This is a genomic window from Caldicoprobacter faecalis (assembly GCF_900115765.1).
GTDB lineage: Bacteria > Bacillota > Clostridia > Caldicoprobacterales > Caldicoprobacteraceae > Caldicoprobacter > Caldicoprobacter oshimai.
The window spans coordinates 69,860-86,172 of sequence record NZ_FOXR01000008.1 but is presented as its reverse complement, the minus strand read 5'-3'; the positions used below and the strand labels follow the sequence as shown (position 1 = coordinate 86,172).

At 47.0% G+C, this 16,313-nt stretch carries 16 protein-coding genes, 1 pseudogene and 1 riboswitch; of the genes and pseudogenes, 15 read left to right on the top strand and 2 right to left on the bottom strand.

What is annotated here, in order from left to right; genetic code table 11:
- Window positions 1–304: 304 nt before the first annotated feature.
- The 15 genes and pseudogenes from BM241_RS05130 to BM241_RS12915 all read left to right on the top strand — a co-directional run bounded on the left by BM241_RS05130 (window position 305) and on the right by BM241_RS12915 (window position 14,380).
- Entirely contained in the window at window positions 305–868 is a 564-nt protein-coding gene (locus tag BM241_RS05130; RefSeq protein ID WP_092282191.1) for a chromate transporter, read from the top strand.
- A 3-nt stretch (window positions 869–871) separates the two neighbouring features.
- The gene (locus BM241_RS05125) at window positions 872–1,459 is read left to right on the top strand and encodes a chromate transporter (protein WP_035147276.1); all 588 of its coding nucleotides are present in this window, start codon (window positions 872–874) and stop codon (window positions 1,457–1,459) included.
- 166 nt (window positions 1,460–1,625) lie between these two features.
- Window positions 1,626–1,787, top strand: a riboswitch (cyclic di-AMP (ydaO/yuaA leader).
- A gap of 370 nt (window positions 1,788–2,157) precedes the next feature.
- Window positions 2,158–3,132: an ABC transporter ATP-binding protein gene (locus BM241_RS05120; protein ID WP_092282190.1), complete on the top strand. Its 975-nt coding sequence runs from the start codon at window positions 2,158–2,160 to the stop codon at window positions 3,130–3,132.
- Window positions 3,133–3,278: 146 nt separating this feature from the next.
- Window positions 3,279–4,250, top strand: a complete 972-nt coding sequence (locus tag BM241_RS05115; protein WP_035147273.1) for an ABC transporter ATP-binding protein — start codon at window positions 3,279–3,281, stop codon at window positions 4,248–4,250.
- Between the two features lie 86 nt (window positions 4,251–4,336).
- On the top strand, window positions 4,337–5,911 hold the full coding sequence (locus BM241_RS05110) for an ABC transporter substrate-binding protein (protein ID WP_092282189.1): 1,575 nt from the start codon (window positions 4,337–4,339) through the stop codon (window positions 5,909–5,911).
- Window positions 5,912–6,171: 260 nt separating this feature from the next.
- Window positions 6,172–7,092 (top strand): ABC transporter permease, encoded by a 921-nt coding sequence (locus BM241_RS05100; RefSeq protein ID WP_025748566.1) that lies wholly within the window; start codon window positions 6,172–6,174, stop codon window positions 7,090–7,092.
- 27 nt (window positions 7,093–7,119) lie between these two features.
- A complete protein-coding gene (locus BM241_RS05095) occupies window positions 7,120–8,043 on the top strand; it encodes an ABC transporter permease (protein ID WP_084054754.1) in 924 nt (307 codons plus the stop codon).
- Window positions 8,044–8,206: 163 nt separating this feature from the next.
- Window positions 8,207–8,494: a 30S ribosomal protein S6 gene (rpsF, locus tag BM241_RS05090; RefSeq protein ID WP_025748564.1), complete on the top strand. Its 288-nt coding sequence runs from the start codon at window positions 8,207–8,209 to the stop codon at window positions 8,492–8,494.
- A 19-nt stretch (window positions 8,495–8,513) separates the two neighbouring features.
- Complete coding sequence (locus tag BM241_RS05085; RefSeq protein WP_025748563.1) at window positions 8,514–8,954, top strand: single-stranded DNA-binding protein; 441 nt, start codon at window positions 8,514–8,516, stop codon at window positions 8,952–8,954.
- A gap of 21 nt (window positions 8,955–8,975) precedes the next feature.
- Entirely contained in the window at window positions 8,976–9,221 is a 246-nt protein-coding gene (rpsR, locus tag BM241_RS05080) for a 30S ribosomal protein S18 (protein ID WP_025748562.1), read from the top strand.
- Between the two features lie 157 nt (window positions 9,222–9,378).
- Entirely contained in the window at window positions 9,379–9,795 is a 417-nt protein-coding gene (tnpA, locus tag BM241_RS05075) for an IS200/IS605 family transposase (RefSeq protein ID WP_025748561.1), read from the top strand.
- A pseudogene (locus tag BM241_RS05070) lies at window positions 9,779–10,345 on the top strand (RNA-guided endonuclease TnpB family protein); the annotation flags it as partial. The gene tnpA and the pseudogene BM241_RS05070, both read left to right, overlap by 17 nt.
- Before the next feature lie 188 nt (window positions 10,346–10,533).
- Window positions 10,534–10,704 carry a hypothetical protein gene (locus tag BM241_RS12635; RefSeq protein ID WP_207637397.1) on the top strand — a complete coding sequence of 57 codons (171 nt, stop codon included), beginning with the start codon at window positions 10,534–10,536 and terminating at the stop codon, window positions 10,702–10,704.
- Between the two features lie 306 nt (window positions 10,705–11,010).
- Window positions 11,011–14,142, top strand: coding sequence for a beta-galactosidase subunit alpha (gene ebgA / locus BM241_RS05060; protein ID WP_207637396.1), 3,132 nt, complete (start codon window positions 11,011–11,013; stop codon window positions 14,140–14,142).
- A gap of 103 nt (window positions 14,143–14,245) precedes the next feature.
- On the top strand, window positions 14,246–14,380 hold the full coding sequence (locus BM241_RS12915) for a hypothetical protein (protein ID WP_278292192.1): 135 nt from the start codon (window positions 14,246–14,248) through the stop codon (window positions 14,378–14,380).
- Between the two features lie 91 nt (window positions 14,381–14,471).
- Here BM241_RS12915 and BM241_RS05055 read toward each other — a convergent pair whose 3' ends face one another.
- Window positions 14,472–15,524 (bottom strand): Gfo/Idh/MocA family protein, encoded by a 1,053-nt coding sequence (locus BM241_RS05055; protein WP_207637395.1) that lies wholly within the window; start codon window positions 15,522–15,524, stop codon window positions 14,472–14,474.
- A gap of 12 nt (window positions 15,525–15,536) precedes the next feature.
- Window positions 15,537–16,286, bottom strand: coding sequence for a sugar phosphate isomerase/epimerase family protein (locus BM241_RS05050; protein ID WP_092282188.1), 750 nt, complete (start codon window positions 16,284–16,286; stop codon window positions 15,537–15,539).
- Window positions 16,287–16,313 lie beyond the last annotated feature (27 nt).

Here is a 16,313-nt window from a genome sequence, read left to right as displayed (position 1 = left end):
TGGTAGTTGATTAGGAATTTAGCATGTCGTGTGGATTTGTAGGTATTCATTCTAAACCAACCTTCTTAATTCCAAGATTTGGTTTAATTATATCATATTTGGTTCTCAGTTTCAACCCTTGCATTCATCCCCGCCCTACAAGGACGAGGCTTTCTGCAGAATTCTTGTAAACTTTTAAAAGCTGGAAGACAGCCAATAATATTTTCAATTTTTTGACAGAAGCAGGATGCCGTTTTGCTTGAAAATAACCATATGCACTGCTATAATAAACAAATAACAATATACAAAAGGAGTTAAGGTCAATATGGATAAAGGAGATAAGTTGAAGAAGATACGGAAGCTGTTTTTTGTGTTTTTTCGCATAGGAGCCTTCACCTTTGGCGGCGGACTTGCCATGATTCCCTTCATCAAAAGGGAGATTGTGGACAGCAATCACTGGATTGAAGAAGAGGAAATCGTTGATATATTTGCCATGGTGCAGTCCGTCCCGGGGGTAATTGCGGTGAATTCTGCCATATTTGTCGGGTACCGCATAGCCGGCATATGGGGGGCGGTGGCCTCTGCTGTGGGGGTTGTGCTGCCTTCATTTATTGTCATCTCTGCCATAGCGCTTTTCTTTTCGAGTTTTAAAAATATACCGGTAGTCGCAAGGGCCTTTGAAGGGATCAACGCAGGTGTGGTGGCGCTTATAATAACAGCGCTGTTTCAGCTTATAAAGCCCAGCATAAAGGATGATTATGGATGGACAATTGCGGGTATTGTGTTTGCCATTATGTGTTTAACCAACATAAGTGCCATATACGTACTTTTGGCACCGGCTGCAGCGGGTATAATTATAAGCTACATGAAGAAGAGAAAGGAAGCATGAAGCATGTACAAGCTGTATCTGGAGCTGCTTGTAACGTTCTTCAAAATAGGGCTGTTTACCATTGGTGGGGGATATGCCATGATTCCTCTCATTCAGCAGGAAATAGTGAGGCATGGCTGGCTCACATTTAAAGAGACAATCGACATAATAGCCATTTCAGAGATGACACCAGGGCCTTTTGCCATCAATGCCGCCACATTCGTCGGCGTCAAAACTGGCGGTATACCTGGTGCTACTTTTGCTACCGTGGGAGTGGTGCTGCCGTCGTTTATAATAGTTACGCTGGTGGCCAAGTACTCTGCGCGCTTTAAGGATCAGCCGCTGCTTCAGTATGCGCTGTATGGATTGCGGCCTGCGGTTATAGGGCTTATAGCATCGTCTGCCTTTTTGATAGCCCGTGCCACATTTTTTATGACGCCCAGCGGGAGCGTCTGCATATTTGCGGACATTCGCAATGTTTTGAAGATGGTCAACTGGCGGGCTGTGCTGATATTCGTTGTTGCCATAATAGCGAGCTTAAAGTACAAGATTCATCCAATTCTTCTCATTGTGCTGTCAGGAGTGCTGGGAGTTATATTGTATTCCGTATAGAGTAAAAGACTACATTTTGGTGTACTGGCGACCGATTTAATAAAATTTTTTCTTGCAATGAAAGGCAACTTATGGTATAGTAGAAATGGGTGTATAAGCCCAAACGTGACTTTCATATTATGGGTTCAGTCGGTTGAATTGAATAGGTTAAGAGCTTGAAGGCTTTCAATCTGGAGCGCTGAATTCTTTGCAAAAAGAAGCGGGGGACCCAATTACTTGGGGTGAATCACCTTTAGGCAGGCTGTAAAGGCTTATGCTGAAAGGTGTAGGGCTACACCCTTAGGCCCGAACCCGTCAGCTAACCCCGTAAGCGTGGTAAGGGGAGATTGATAGCTTCGGTAGCGTTTTTGCACTTAAAAGCTGTGGGTCTCCCCATGGCTTTTTAATTTTTCTGCACTAAATATCTTATCGCTTTAAATTCCAAGAGGGGTTATTGTCAACTTCGTAACGATACTTTAATGAATTAGCAGTGCTATTTTATGAGCGCTCCCAAAGCTAAAATGCGCACCTCCCTGTTTTAGCTCATTATTTCATACATAAATAATTTATGTATAGATTTTTAGTTTAAGATACAAATTTTAATAGTTCTATTTTTAATAGTTCTATACTTTATTAATGTCAGCTTCATTTACCTAATTTACTTGCCGTCTTAGAAATTTACGTAAATTTTGTAATAAATTTTCTTTAGCCAAGGGGGGATGCCATTGAATGAGCAAATTCTTAGGATAAACGATTTAGCTGTCCACTTCTATATGGACAAACGAATAGTTCCTGCGGTTGATGGGGTGAGTTTCTCAGTTTCAAGAGGGGAAACGCTGGGCTTAGTTGGAGAATCGGGATGCGGCAAGAGCGTAACCGCACTTTCGATTATGAGATTGCTACCAAGTCCCCCGGCTAGAATAGTGAGAGGCGAGATTTGGTTTAAAGGAGAAAATCTTTTGGACAAAACCAATGAAGAGATGAGGAAGATTCGAGGCAACGACATATCCATGATATTCCAGGAACCTATGACATCTTTGAATCCTGTATTCACTGTAGGCTGTCAGATTTCTGAAGTTATCATGCAGCATCAAAATGTTTCCAAAAAAGAGGCTTTAGAAAGAGCTATAGAAATGCTCAGGATGGTTAAAATTCCGCTCCCCGAAAAGCGGATAAAGCAGTATCCCCATCAGCTGAGCGGCGGTATGAGGCAGAGGGTTATGATTGCAATGGCGCTGGCATGCAATCCCGAACTGCTTATTGCAGACGAGCCCACAACGGCGTTGGATGTAACCATTGAGGCGCAGATACTAGAGCTGATAAACGAGCTGAAAGAGAGGTTTGGGTCATCGGTCATCATGATAACCCATGACCTAGGGGTTGTAGCCGAGATAGCCGACAAGGTGGCTGTAATGTATTCAGGCAGGATCCTCGAGCAGGCAGACGTACACTCCATTTTTAACAACCCAAAACATCCCTATACGCAAGGCTTGCTCGAGACTATTCCAGACATAGATTTGCCCAGAGGCCAAAGGCTTAAGGAGATAAAAGGGGTGGTTCCGTTGCCCGATGAGATAAAGGTGGGCTGCAGATTTAAAAGCAGATGTGAATATGTAAGGGCTGAGTGCATGGTCGATGAGCCGCCCTTGATGCAGGTGGGTTCCAGCCTTGTGCGTTGCTGGAATTATGCTTAAGGTTTTGCCGGTGTGCGCAGATGTGCAGCTATAGAAAGCTATAGAATAGATAAAGAGAAGGCAGAGGTGCTACTCCATAAGTGCTTGTGCTTGAGAAAACCGGCTATTTGCACTAAATGAAGAGAAGTTAAGCGAAATATGGAGGTATGGTCGTGACTGCAAATATTTTAGAAGTAAAAGGTTTGAAAAAATATTTTCCGTTTAAAAAGGGCTTGCTGGGCAAGGCCATGGAATACGTGAGAGCGGTGGATGGGGTTGATTTTCATATAGGGTATGGGGAGACGCTGGGCCTGGTTGGAGAAAGTGGATGCGGTAAATCCACCACAGGGCGTACTATTATGCGGTTGCTGGAGCCTACAGAAGGGGAGATATTTTTCGAAGGGCAAAATATAACGCGCTTTAACAAAAAGCAGCTCAGGCAGGTATACAAGCATATGCAGCTCATATTTCAGGACCCATTTGCATCTTTGAACCCGAGGAAGGCAGTAGGTGATGCTGTGGATGAGGTTCTTCTTGTTCACGGGATGAAAGATGGTGTTAAGCGAAGAGAGAGGGTTGAAGAGTTGTTTGATATGGTGGGGCTTAGAAAAGAAGATATGGACAAGTATCCCCATGAGTTCAGCGGAGGACAGCGGCAAAGGGTGGTAATTGCACGGGCTCTGGCCGTCAATCCCAAACTGCTGATATGCGATGAGCCGGTATCAGCCCTTGATGTGTCCATTCAGGCCCAGATCATAAACCTCCTCATGGAGCTTAAGGAACGTTTAAAGCTGTCTTATTTATTCATATCTCATGACTTGCGGGTGGTCAGACACATCAGCGACCGTGTGGCGGTGATGTATCTTGGCAAGATTGTGGAGATGGCGCCTGCAGAAGATTTGTTCAGAGAACCACTGCATCCCTACTCGAAAGCCCTGCTCTCGGTCATACCCGTTCTGAAGCCTGGTCAAAAGAGAAAAAAGCTGGTGCTGGAGGGAGAAGTGCCCAATCCGGTCAATCCCCCGACGGGATGCAGGTTCAGCACCAGATGCAAATACGCTACAAAACAGTGCAGCGAGATTGAGCCGCCAATAAAGCTGGTAGGCAACCGGCATTTTGTGGCCTGTCATCTTTGCTAAAAGATGCTTTGTGCAGAGTGTTGCCAAAACCAAACGGGGTGAAGGCATAAAAAATTTTTATAACAACAAAAAATCAATAAGGAGGGATGAGTAGAGTGAAAAAGGCATTGAGGCAAATTGTAGCGTTGCTTTTATTGGGCGTGTTTTTGCTGAGCGCTGTGGCAGGGTGTTCCAAGAAGGCTGATACCAAAGCTTCCGAGAAGGTCCTAGTCATTGGCTTTGACAGGGATGCCGAGCTTCTGGATACCATAAAGACGGCGTGGTATTCCGATGCCCTAATTTATATACATGACAGGCTTGTCAGCAGAGACTATGAGTTTGGCTATCGGCCGGGATTGGCTGAGCGATGGGAGGTATCGGAAGACGGTTTGGTATGGACCTTTTATCTGAGAAAGGGCGTAAAGTTCCACGACGGCTCGGATTTTACGGCCCATGACGTTAAATGGACTATTGATACCATAAAAGACCCGGCAACGGGTTCGCCTTTCAGAGCTGATCTAGAAGCCATAAAGGAAGTTGAGGTTGTTGACGACCACACGGTGAGGATAATCCTGAATTATCCGTTTCCCAATCTTTTGTTCAATCTCTCCAACACCGCTGCCGGCATACATCCTGCCAATGCGTATGAGAAATACGGCGACGATTATGGTAAAAAGATCGTGATAGGTACAGGGCCTTACAAGCTGGAGGAGTGGATTCCGGGAGACAGGACGGTCCTAGTCAAAAACGAGGATTACAACTGGGGCCCCGAGTGGATGTCCAACAGGGGACCGGCCCTCATCGACAAGATAATCTTGAAAGTTATACCCGATGAAAGTTCCAGGATCATGGAGCTTGAGACGGGAGGCATTCACATACTCAGGAATGTTCCCGAAACCTATGTGGAAAAGCTGGAAAAAAATCCTGATATTACGGTTTACAAGGAACCGGCCACAAAGCTGGGATATCTTGCCTATGCTACTGACAAGGAACCCTTTAATGACGTGAGGGTTCGCAGGGCCATAAACCACGCTTTGAACAGGGAGGAAATCATACAGTTTGTCTTCAGGGGGATTGGAGAGGTGGCGTATGGGTATCTACCCCCTGCTCTCAAAGACGAGTACCTTGAGGAAAGCCGCGAACTGGCTTATGAGTATAATCCCGAAAAGGCCAGGCAGCTGTTGGCCGAAGCAGGTTATCCTAATGGATTCAAGGCAACCCTTTCGGCCGACAATTCATCCAAGAGCAGCAAGCTGGCCGAGATTATCCAGCGACAGCTCAAAGAAGTGGGTATAGAAACCGAGATTCAGCTGTATGACTCTGCCAGCTATACCGATATGCTTAAGGAAGGCAAGCAGGAACTGTTTATAAGGGAGTACAGCTGGCCAAATGCAGATATACTTGACTGGTTCTTGCTTTCGGAGCGCTTCCCGTATCCAAACCATTCGAGATGGAGGGACCCAAAAACTGATGAGCTCATCATGTATGCGGCTAGAAGGCCGACCTGGGCTGAAAGGGCCGAGGCGTACAAGGAGGTACAGCGTTACTTGATCGAGCAAGCCGTGTGGGCGCCCATTTACGTGCCCATGCAGATAATCGCGGTGCGCAAGGAAGTGAAAAACTTCAAATATCATCCTTGGATGCTGCAGTACAACGATGGATTTGACATCGAGGTAGAGTAAGGGGATTTGGTGAGAATGCATACTACAAATTCTCGCCAAATCCATATCTTTCGTAAGTATTAAAAAGTAAGTATGGCATGATGAACATTGGTGACCTCAACAAAGGATTACTGGTTTATTTATATAGTGACAGGCAAACTGTGAAGCCCCAATACGGGTTGGAGGCAGAAAAGGTGCAAAAGTACAGTAAGTCGCTCTATCAGCTGATGATATTGCTATTAATGCTTGTTATCACACAAAAAATCCGGGGAGTGTAGATTATGCTGAAATACATTGTAAAAAGAATAGTTTTGATGATACCAGTAGTCACAGTCATGACTCTCATCGTTTTTTCGATATTTTACTTTGCCCCAGGGGATCCGGTGTCCCGGATTGCTGGGCCCAACGTAACGCCCGAGGTTTATGAGAGCATAAGGCGGAAGTACGGTCTAGATCAGCCGTTCATTATACAGTATTTGAGGTTTATGAAGAGCGTGATTGAAGGTGATTTAGGCGTTTCCATTCTTCAGGAGCGGCCGGTAATAGAGATGATTAAAGAAAGACTACCTGTCACGCTGGAGATCGGCCTGCTGGGGTTTTTGATAACCTTCTTAATTGCCATTCCGGCAGGAGTGATAGCTGCAGTAAAGAAGAATACCATGGTGGATTATTTGTGTATGTCAGGCACTCTGCTGGGGACAGCCATTCCCACATTCTGGCTTGGCATGCTGCTCATGTACTTTTTTGCTTATAAGTTAAGATGGTTCCCCATTTCGGGCTACGGGACCATACGGCACCTCATACTCCCCAGCTTTGCCATTGGATTGACCAATGCGGCCATAACAGCAAGGATGGTAAGGTCAAGCATGCTGGAGGTTTTGAAGCAGGATTACGTGAGAACCGCCAGGAGCAAGGGGCTTTTGGAAAAAGTGGTGATTTATAGGCATGCGCTCAAAAACGCCCTGATTCCAGTTATCACGCTTATGGGTCTTAGGCTGGGATGGATCATTGGCGGGTCGGTTGCCCTTGAGATCATATTCAGCATTCCAGGGATAGGCCGATTGATGGTAGATTCTATACTGGCGCGGGACTATCCCGTTGTCCAGGGCTCTATGATAGTGCTGACTTCCTCAATAATTCTGGCCAACATTTTGGCAGATATACTGTATGCCATTGTGGACCCCAGGATAAGATACAGTTAATCTTGCCGAAAGAAGGTGATATGAGGGATGATTGCGCCTCAGAGCAGAAATGGAGGAGTGTACATTGAAAATGAATGGATTGAGCAGCAGGCTTTGGAAGTAAGAGAGGAAAAAGCGCGGAAGCCCTTTGCCGATTTCGTTGCAAAGCTTTTCAAGCATAAAGGAGCTGTATTTGGAGCGGTGATCATCTTGTTGTTTGTCTGTACGGCGGTATTCGCATCCTGGCTGGCACCGTACGAGTATGATAAGCCTGATATTTCGGCTGTGCTGCAGCCTCCTTCCGCTGAGCATCTGTTTGGTACAGACGAGTTTGGCAGGGATATATTCAGCAGAATAGTTTACGGAGCGCGGATATCGCTAAGGGTGGCATTTGTGGCGGTGGGAATTTCGCTGGTGATAGGTACGGTGCTGGGGGCCTTGGCCGGATATTACGGGGGAGTTGTGGATTATATCATCACTTCTATAACCGATATTGCCTGGTCGTTTCCCACTACGCTTTTGGCCATAGCCTTTATTGCTGCCCTGGGGACAGGGGTTGAAAACGTGATAATAGCCATTGCCCTTGCGAGCTGGGCAGGATACTGCAGGGTGGTAAGGGGCCAGTTCCTCTCGTTGAGGGAGCGGGAATTTGTTCAAGCCGCTCGCATCCTTGGCATGAGCGATGCCAGAATAATATTCAGGCACATGCTTCCCAATGCATTGGCACCTGTGATTGTTATGGCGACTTTGGAATTGCCCAAGGCCATTGTGATAGAAGCTTCCTTAAGTTTTTTGGGATTGGGGGCTCAACCGCCTGAGCCCAGCTGGGGGGTTATTTTAGACAGCGGTAAGGGGCTGCTTGATCAGGCGCCGTGGATCTCGTTTTTTCCAGGGCTTATGATCATGCTGGTAGTACTGGGTTTTAACCTTTTTGGCGATGCCCTGAGGGATGTTCTGGACCCCAATTCATAGTAAATTTTTTACAACGCGGAGGAGATAAACTTTTTTGTTGCATTTAGCCCAGGACGGTGATATAATGCAAATGATGAAAAGTTGGAAAAGCAGTATACATGCTGCATCCTTGCTCTGCTTTGAGGCAGGGCCAAAGTCCAAAAGGAGGTGAAGCCGGATGAGGATAAGGAAGTACGAGACCATGTATGTGCTCCGCCCTGATCTGGAAGAAGAGGCCATTAAACAGACTGTCCAGAAATTTTCAAATCTCATCGCTGAACAGGGCGGACAGGTGGAAAAGGTGGACGAGTGGGGCAAGAGAAAGCTGGCCTATCCCATCAACCATTTCAGAGAGGGTTATTATGTGCTCATGAATTTTACTGCAGGGCCTTCTGTCCCACAGGAACTGGAACGCGTGTATAAGATCACAGATGAGGTCATCCGCTATTTGATTGTCCGGGAGGACGAATAGTAGAAAGTGGGTGTAAAAATTGTTAAACAAGGTTGTGTTGATTGGGCGTTTAACCAAAGACCCGGAGATTCGGTACCTCCCTAGCGGCGTTGCGGTAACGACTTTTTTCCTGGCGGTAAACAGGAATTTTACTAACCAGCAAGGGGAGCGTGAAGCCGACTTTATTCCTATTGTGGTATGGCGGGGGTTGGCCGAAACATGCGCTAAATATCTCAGTAAGGGCAGATTGGTAGCCGTCTCGGGAAGGATTCAGACCCGCAACTACGAGGGGCGCGATGGACAGCGGCGCTATGTGACTGAAGTGGTAGCGGATGAAGTGGTATTTCTGGATCGCGATAGTTCTGGGATGGATAGGAGTGCGGTGCCGTTTGATGACCTGTCGCACTCGCAGCAAGAATACGAGGATGCCCCTGCTGGTTTCCAATACATTGAAGGAGAAGAGGATGAGCTTCCATTCTAAAGTGGAAGGAGGTAAAGGTGGATGGTTGAGAATGCGGTAAAGCCTGCTAGAGGAAGGCGCAATAAAAAGAGAGTTTGCAGCTTCTGTTTAGATAAAATTGATAAGGTAGACTACAAGGATATACAGAGGCTTAAGAAATATATGACCGAGCGAGGTAAAATCCTTCCGCGCAGGATTTCCGGGAACTGCGCTAAGCATCAAAGACAGCTTACAGTGGCTATTAAGAGGGCGCGCAACTTGGCGCTGTTGCCTTTCACTGTGGAGTAAAGATGCAGAAAAGATCGTCCTCATCGATTGAGAGATGGGGGACGGTCTTTTTTGTTTTTAACACCTTTGCCGCAAGAAGTCTCCATCTTCTAGAAGATGGAGATGAATTGTGGTTGATAGAAACTCAGTTTCGGTATTAATATATTTGGTGATGTCAATGAAATTAGACTCAAATAAACATTCAGTATTTCTTTTATATTATCACTTGATTTTGGTGACAAAATACAGAAGAAATGTTATAGATGAAAGAATCTCGAGAAGGCTAAGAGAAATCTTTGAGTATATTCAACTAAACTACAACATGACTTTAGTTGAATGGAATTACGACAAAGATCATGTTCATGTCCTATTCAAAGCAACTCCTACAACTCAACTTTCAAGATTTATAAATGCCTATAAGAGTGCTTCGTCAAGGCTGATAAAGAAAGAATTTCCTGAAATTAGAGAGAAATTGTGGAAGGAATATTTTTGGTCAAGAAGCTATTGTTTATTGACAAGCGGTGGAGCTCCAGTTGAGGTAATTAGAAGATACATTGAAAGTCAAGGAGAAAAAGGCTATGTTAAAAGCATATAAGTATCGGATATATCCTTCAGATAAGCAAAAGGAATTTTTGGAAAAGATTTTTGGATGCTGCAGGTTTGTTTGGAACAAGATGCTGGAAGAGAAGCTTGAAACTTTGGAGCAGGGCAAAAAAATACCGAGGGTAACACCGGCGAAATATAAAAAGGAATATCCTTTTTTGAAGGAGGTAGATAGCCTTGCCCTTGCCAACGTGCAATTAAATCAAGAAAAAGCTTTTAGAGATTATTTCAAGAATCCAAAGCATTTTGGAATGTCGAAGTTCAAGAAGAAGAAAGATAAGCAGTCATATACAACGAACAATCAGATACTTCCAAATGGGAACGAGACGATAAGGGTGGATTTTGAGGAAGGATTTATTTATCTTCCGAAGATAAAAGAGTGGATAAAAGCGGTATTACACAGGGGATTTGAAGGGAGGATAAAATCAGTTACAGTAGTTAAGACGAAATCAGGAAGGTACTACGTAAGTATACTTGTGGAGGTACAGGATCCGAGGAACGAAATAAAGGAGCCCAGTAATTTGGTTTGTGGAATAGATTTAGAAAATCGGGGGGAGCGCGAGGGGGCAGTAATCCCCTCAATTCATTGAGGGAATACACGGACTCCCTCGCCCTGTTGTTTACATCATCTTACCTATGTGATACCATAATGGTATGAAGAAAGAAACGTGGAAATCAACCGGAACAGCGCTATATCAAAGCCTAGAAAGCAGAGGAAGGGGGTGAATGAGTGCCTCTAATTACTCTCAAGGTGCAAATCCATACAGATTCTCGGACTGAAGCTATTCTAAAAGACGCCATGTTGTGTGCCACCAAGGTATACAACGGGCTTCTGTGGCATCTACGGAAAGAGTACGAAGAAACCGGGTATGTATGTTCCTGTGGTTGGAAGGGGCAGTGAGATGTAAACGGTGCCTTGAATATCTTTGAAAGAGCTTTCCAGGTATCTTCCGTGAAGGGGAGTAGTGGCCGAGTGGCGCGGCCCGTGACCGTGTCGTTCCTGTTGGGGTGGCACGGTGTCACTGAACCGAAGCGCAAGGATAAACTTTTGCGTACATCCGCTTGAGGATGCCCCTCAATTTATTGAGGGGAGGAGGTCACAGCAGGTTATTCCACTTTGAAAGGTTAAATAAAAACAAGGTATAAGGAAAATTTTATGATTATACCAAAGTCTAAAATTTATTTTCCGAGAAGGGGTGATTCTATTATGGATGAAATGGCCAAAACCCTAAATGATTGGGAAAACCTAAAGGTGCTTCAACGCAACCGCATGCCCGGTAGGGCCTACTTTATTCCCTATCATGATGAGGCGTCGGCTTTGATAGGCCAACGGGGTGCTTCTGCGCGTTTTAAACTGCTCAATGGAGTATGGAAGTTCTATTACGCTGAGTCGCCTGTGGAAGCGCCCGAAGGGTTTTACCGGGAGGATTATGATGTGACGTCATGGGATGACATTCAGGTGCCTCTAAACTGGCAGATGGCGGGGTATGGGCGGCCGCACTACACCAATGTGATATATCCTTTTCCGGTGGATCCCCCGCGGGTGCCCAGTGAGAATCCTACTGGTTGCTACAGGCGCAATTTTTACATACCCGAAAGCTGGCAGGGATACCAGATATGCCTCAGATTTGAGGGAGTGGACAGCGCATTCCATGTATGGGTGAACGGCAACGAGGTGGGATACAGCCAGGGCAGCCGTTTGCCGGCCGAGTTTGACATAACCCCGTGGGTCCGTGTGGGTATGAATACCTTGGCAGTCAGGGTATATCAGTGGAGTGACGGGAGCTATCTTGAGGACCAGGACATGTGGTGGCTGAGCGGCATATTCAGGGATGTGTATCTTCTTGCCAGGCCTAAGGTGCACCTGTTTGATTATTTTGTGCGTACCCAGCTGGATGAAAAGTACAAGGATGCGGTCCTCCATATCGAGGCTGTTTTGAATAACGCATCTCAGCAAGAAGTAAGCGGTGAATTAGAAGTTAAGCTGCTGGATGCGCATGGCTGTCCGGTTATGGAAAACCCGCTTAAAGAGAAGTTCTCTATATCTGCTGCCGGTCAGACCACATTGGGTATAGAGATCCCTGTATCCAACCCCGAGAAGTGGTCGGCCGAATCGCCTTATCTATATAAATTGCTGCTTGCCGTGAAGGACGCTGATGGGCGCATTTTGGAAGTCATCCCATCCAGAGTGGGGTTCAGGTCCATAGAGTTGAAGGATGGGAATTTCCTGGTCAACGGCGTTGCTATAAAGCTCAAGGGCGTAAATCGCCATGAGCACCACCCTGACCTTGGCAGGGCAGTTCCACTTGATGCGATGGTACAAGACGTTATCCTCATGAAACGACACAATATAAATGCAGTGCGGACTTCCCATTATCCCGATGACCCCAGGTTTTATGACCTGTGTGACGAATACGGGCTTTATGTTATAGACGAGGCTGACCTTGAGTGTCACGGCTTTGCGGTGCTAAAGGATTGGGAAAGGTTGAGCGATGACCCCGAATGGGAAGAAGCCTATGTGGATCGGATGGAGAGGATGGTGCAGCGCGACAAAAATCATCCCTGCGTCATCATGTGGTCGCTGGGCAACGAATCGGGCTTTGGACGAAATCATGAGGCCATGGCCAGAAAAGCACGCGAGATAGACCCCACTCGCCTCATCCATTATGAAGGGGAGACCAGGCTCATATTCGATAACGAAGAGGTTGAGCCCAGAGTGGCAGATGTATACAGCACGATGTATACTTCCGTTGATAAGATGATGGAGCTGGGGCAAAAGACCAACATGAAGAGGCCTCATATACTTTGCGAGTACGCCCATGCCATGGGTAATGGGCCGGGCAATCTGAAAGAGTACTGGGAAGTTTTCTATACATATAAGAGGCTGCAGGGAGGCTGCGTGTGGGAGTGGCTGGACCATGGCATCAGGCGAAGGACGGCCGATGGGAAAGAATACTTTGCCTACGGCGGTGACTTTGGAGACCAGCCCAATGATGGGAATTTCGTTATAGACGGCCTGCTGTTTCCGGATAGGACTCCTTCCCCCGGGTTGATAGAATACAAGAAGGTACTGGAGCCGGTAAAGGTTGAGGCGGTGGATCTAAAGGCTGGCAAGGTACGGATTATCAACCGGTATGACTTCATTTCGCTGGACCACCTGGCCTTATCGTGGAACGTAGTTGCCGACGGTCAGGTGCTGCAAGGCGGTCAGCTTGATATGCCTCATATTAAAGCTGGCGAAAGCCGGATTGTGACCATACCCATGCAAATGCCTCAAACGGTTAAGCCCGGCACCGACTACTGGTTGAACCTGTATTTTACCTTGGCTTCTGATACCCCATGGGCCGAGAGAGGATATGAGGTTGCCTGGGCGCAGTTTAAGCTCCCCGTTGAATCCCCTGCTCCTAAAGTGCATGTGGCATCCATGCCTCCGGTGTCTTATGAGCAACAAGGGAATAAGCTCCTGGTTTCGGGTGCCGATTTTGAGCTGGTGTTCGATAGGGTAAGGGGCGTCATACAGTCCTGGATTTATCAAGGGATGGATATGCTGGTGAAAGGGCCCAGAATGAATTTCTGGAGGGCGCCCACTGACAACGATGTGCATGAGGCTGTCATGTGGCGCAAGGCTGGCCTTGACAGGATGCAGCACCGCATAGACAGCGTTGAATTCAAGGCTTGCGATAAAAATGTTATCCAGGTAAAGGTCACTTCGCGCATAGCCCCACCAGTATACGATTGGGGTATACTGTGCGAGTACATCTACAGCATTTATGGTAGCGGAGATGTGGTTGTGGAGGTTCACGGTGTACCCCAGGGCAAGCTGCCGGATACCCTGCCGAGAATAGGGCTCCAGATGGCGCTACCGGCTTGTATGGATGCGGTATCGTGGTATGGGCGCGGCCCTGGCGAGAGCTATTGTGACAGCAAGGAGGCTAACCGGTTTGGCGTATACAGCTGTAAGGTGGATGACCTGTACACGCCCTATGTGCGCCCGCAGGAGAATGGGAACCGCACCGATGTGCGGTGGGTGTCTTTTACCAACAGCCGCGGTATGGGCCTGCTGGCTGTAGGAATGCCGCAGATGGAATTCAGTGCGCACTGGTTTACCACGCAGGACCTGGATGCTGCTTCGCATACCTATGAGCTGACAAGGCGCGACTTCATCACCGTGAACTTGGATTACAGGCAGCATGGGCTGGGCAGTGCCAGCTGTGGGCCTGGCCAGCTGCCTCAGTACAGGTTGCTGCCTCATGAATTCAATTTCAGGCTTAGGCTTAGGCCATTTTCCAAGGATGCGATATCGCCGGTCGAGCTAGCCAAACAGGTAATTGAAGCCTAAACTGTTTGAAACAAAAACCTCCTACAGGGCGAACTGTATGACAACCCTGTAGGAGGTTTTTGTCTTGTTTTCCCTATGATGCTAAATTTTTAGTGTTTTAAGCATGCAGGATACAGCCATGCAGGATGTGGCCATTCCCTGTGCTCTTTATTTGAGGATGAATGGTGCTTTTTCTCCGGGCTTTCAGGGCATGACCCTGGGAGAGAGGGGAGCGCGACACCTCCAAAGGCCAAGGTGATGATCCGGGTTATCCGGGGAATGCTGGCTAACCTGCAGCGTATATCGCCATCCAACGCTGGGATGCCCCTCAATTTATTGAGGGGAGGATGTCACAGCATCACTTCTCTGCCCAGCTTTGCCGATTCGTAGATACCGTTGAGCATTTTTTGGACTTCAAGGCCATCCTCTGCTGGTGCTATGGGTTCCTTGCCTTCACGTATGCACTCTATAAAGTGCTCTATTTGATTGGCAAAGCTATCTTCCGGCTTGATCACAGGTGCAGAGTCCATCAGATAGTTTTCTTCCTCGCCGTAGATCATTAGCGGGTTTAGGCTAGCCCCTGCCTTTGTGCCGAAGATGTAGCTGTATACTCCCGTGTCCTTTCCGTTGATGGCCCAGCTTACATCAAATGTCATGGAAGCGCCGTTCTCGAACCTGATAAAACCCGAAGCGGAATCTTCGGTTTCAAAGACGATATTGTCAGCATCCAAAGCCACCCATCGGCCTACGCCCTTGGTTTGATAATTGCCTATTTTGCTATATGTGGCGGCACTTACGCTTATTGGCTTTGGTTTGCCCATGAAATACCACGTCAGATCGATCACGTGTACTCCTATATCGATGACTGGGCCGCCACCAGATTTGGACAGGTCGGTGAACCAGCCCAGAGGCGTGCCGCGCCTCCTCATCCACCCTGTTTTTGCATAGTATATCTCTCCAAACTTACCAGCATCAGCTAGGGTTTTTATGAGCTTGCTTTCGGCGCGAAATCTGTTTACAAAGCCCATCATGAATATGATGTTGTTGTCTTTGGCGGCTTTGCACATCTCCTCTGCCTCTTTTACATTCATGGCCATGGGTTTTTCGCAAAGTATATGCTTTTTAGCATTGGCTGCCGCAATGGCGATCTCAGCATGGGAGCTGTTGGGGGTACAGATGCTTACTGCGTCGATCTCTTCGATATTGATGATATCCTGGAAGTTGTTGGACACGTATTTTATGTCAAACTTGCCGGCAACCTCTTTGGCCCTATCGAAGTTGAAGTCGCATACGCCAATTATCTCGACGTCCTTTTGTTTTTTGTAATTTGGGATATGAGCAGTTTGAGCGATATTCCCCGCCCCAATTATGCCTATACACAGCTTACCGTCTTTCATCCTCATCTACCCCTTCCCCTATAATATGCTTCGCATATAATTAAGGCTTTGTCTTATGCTTTCAAGCTGGGGTATCTCGAATTCTTCCTGTTCCACTATATACCATTTGATTCCCAGCTCTTTGCCGACTCGGACGATCTCGACGAAGTCCATTATGCCGCTGCCTATCTCCGTGCTCACCTTTTTATCCGTGCTTTTAAGGTCTTTTATGTGGATGAGGGAAGAGCACTGCTGCGGGTACTTTCTCATGAAATCCACCGACTTTAAGCCGCAGTATTCTACCCAGAATGTGTCCAGCTCTAAGTGTACAAGCTCGGGATCGGTGTTGGACATCAGGATATCCAGCCCATATTCACCATCGAATTTTTCAAACTCAAAAGCGTGGTTGTGATATGCAAACTGAATGCCATGCTGCTTGCAGCGCTGACCGATCCTGTTAAACAACTCCCCTAGCCTTTTGTAAGCATCGGCGCTGTCCCGCATATGGGGAGGAATGCCGGGACACACTATGTAACGGTTCCCGATTTCGAGGTTGTATTCTATTACCTCGTCAAGGCTGTTTTGAAGCAGGTCGATTCCGGTATGGCTGCCGCAGGGAGTGAGATTTAAATCGTCCAGCGCTTTTTTGAGTTCCTTGGCGGGAGTGTTGAAAAAGCCTGCAAATTCTACTCCGTCGTAACCAACTTCGGCCACTTCCTTTAAGGTGCCAATGAAGTCCTTTTGGGCCAGCTCTTTTACGGAATAGAGCTGTAGACCTAAATTTTTCATAGCGCTTAACCCCCTCTTTTTACCTTG

What these genes read in the sequence shown, in the direction of transcription:
- BM241_RS05130 (WP_092282191.1), top strand. Translation starts at nt 305, where the DNA reads ATGGATAAAGGAGATAAGTTGAAGAAGATACGGAAGCTGTTTTTTGTG.
- BM241_RS05125 (WP_035147276.1), top strand. Translation starts at nt 872, where the DNA reads ATGTACAAGCTGTATCTGGAGCTGCTTGTAACGTTCTTCAAAATAGGG.
- BM241_RS05120 (WP_092282190.1), top strand. Translation starts at nt 2,158, where the DNA reads ATGCCATTGAATGAGCAAATTCTTAGGATAAACGATTTAGCTGTCCAC.
- BM241_RS05115 (WP_035147273.1), top strand. Translation starts at nt 3,279, where the DNA reads ATGGTCGTGACTGCAAATATTTTAGAAGTAAAAGGTTTGAAAAAATAT.
- BM241_RS05110 (WP_092282189.1), top strand. Translation starts at nt 4,337, where the DNA reads ATGAGTAGAGTGAAAAAGGCATTGAGGCAAATTGTAGCGTTGCTTTTA.
- BM241_RS05100 (WP_025748566.1), top strand. Translation starts at nt 6,172, where the DNA reads ATGCTGAAATACATTGTAAAAAGAATAGTTTTGATGATACCAGTAGTC.
- BM241_RS05095 (WP_084054754.1), top strand. Translation starts at nt 7,120, where the DNA reads ATGATTGCGCCTCAGAGCAGAAATGGAGGAGTGTACATTGAAAATGAA.
- rpsR (WP_025748562.1), top strand. Translation starts at nt 8,976, where the DNA reads ATGGTTGAGAATGCGGTAAAGCCTGCTAGAGGAAGGCGCAATAAAAAG.
- tnpA (WP_025748561.1), top strand. Translation starts at nt 9,379, where the DNA reads ATGAAATTAGACTCAAATAAACATTCAGTATTTCTTTTATATTATCAC.
- ebgA (WP_207637396.1), top strand. Translation starts at nt 11,011, where the DNA reads ATGGATGAAATGGCCAAAACCCTAAATGATTGGGAAAACCTAAAGGTG.
- BM241_RS12915 (WP_278292192.1), top strand. Translation starts at nt 14,246, where the DNA reads ATGCAGGATACAGCCATGCAGGATGTGGCCATTCCCTGTGCTCTTTAT.
- BM241_RS05055 (WP_207637395.1), bottom strand. Translation starts at nt 15,524, where the DNA reads ATGAGGATGAAAGACGGTAAGCTGTGTATAGGCATAATTGGGGCGGGG.
- BM241_RS05050 (WP_092282188.1), bottom strand. Translation starts at nt 16,286, where the DNA reads ATGAAAAATTTAGGTCTACAGCTCTATTCCGTAAAAGAGCTGGCCCAA.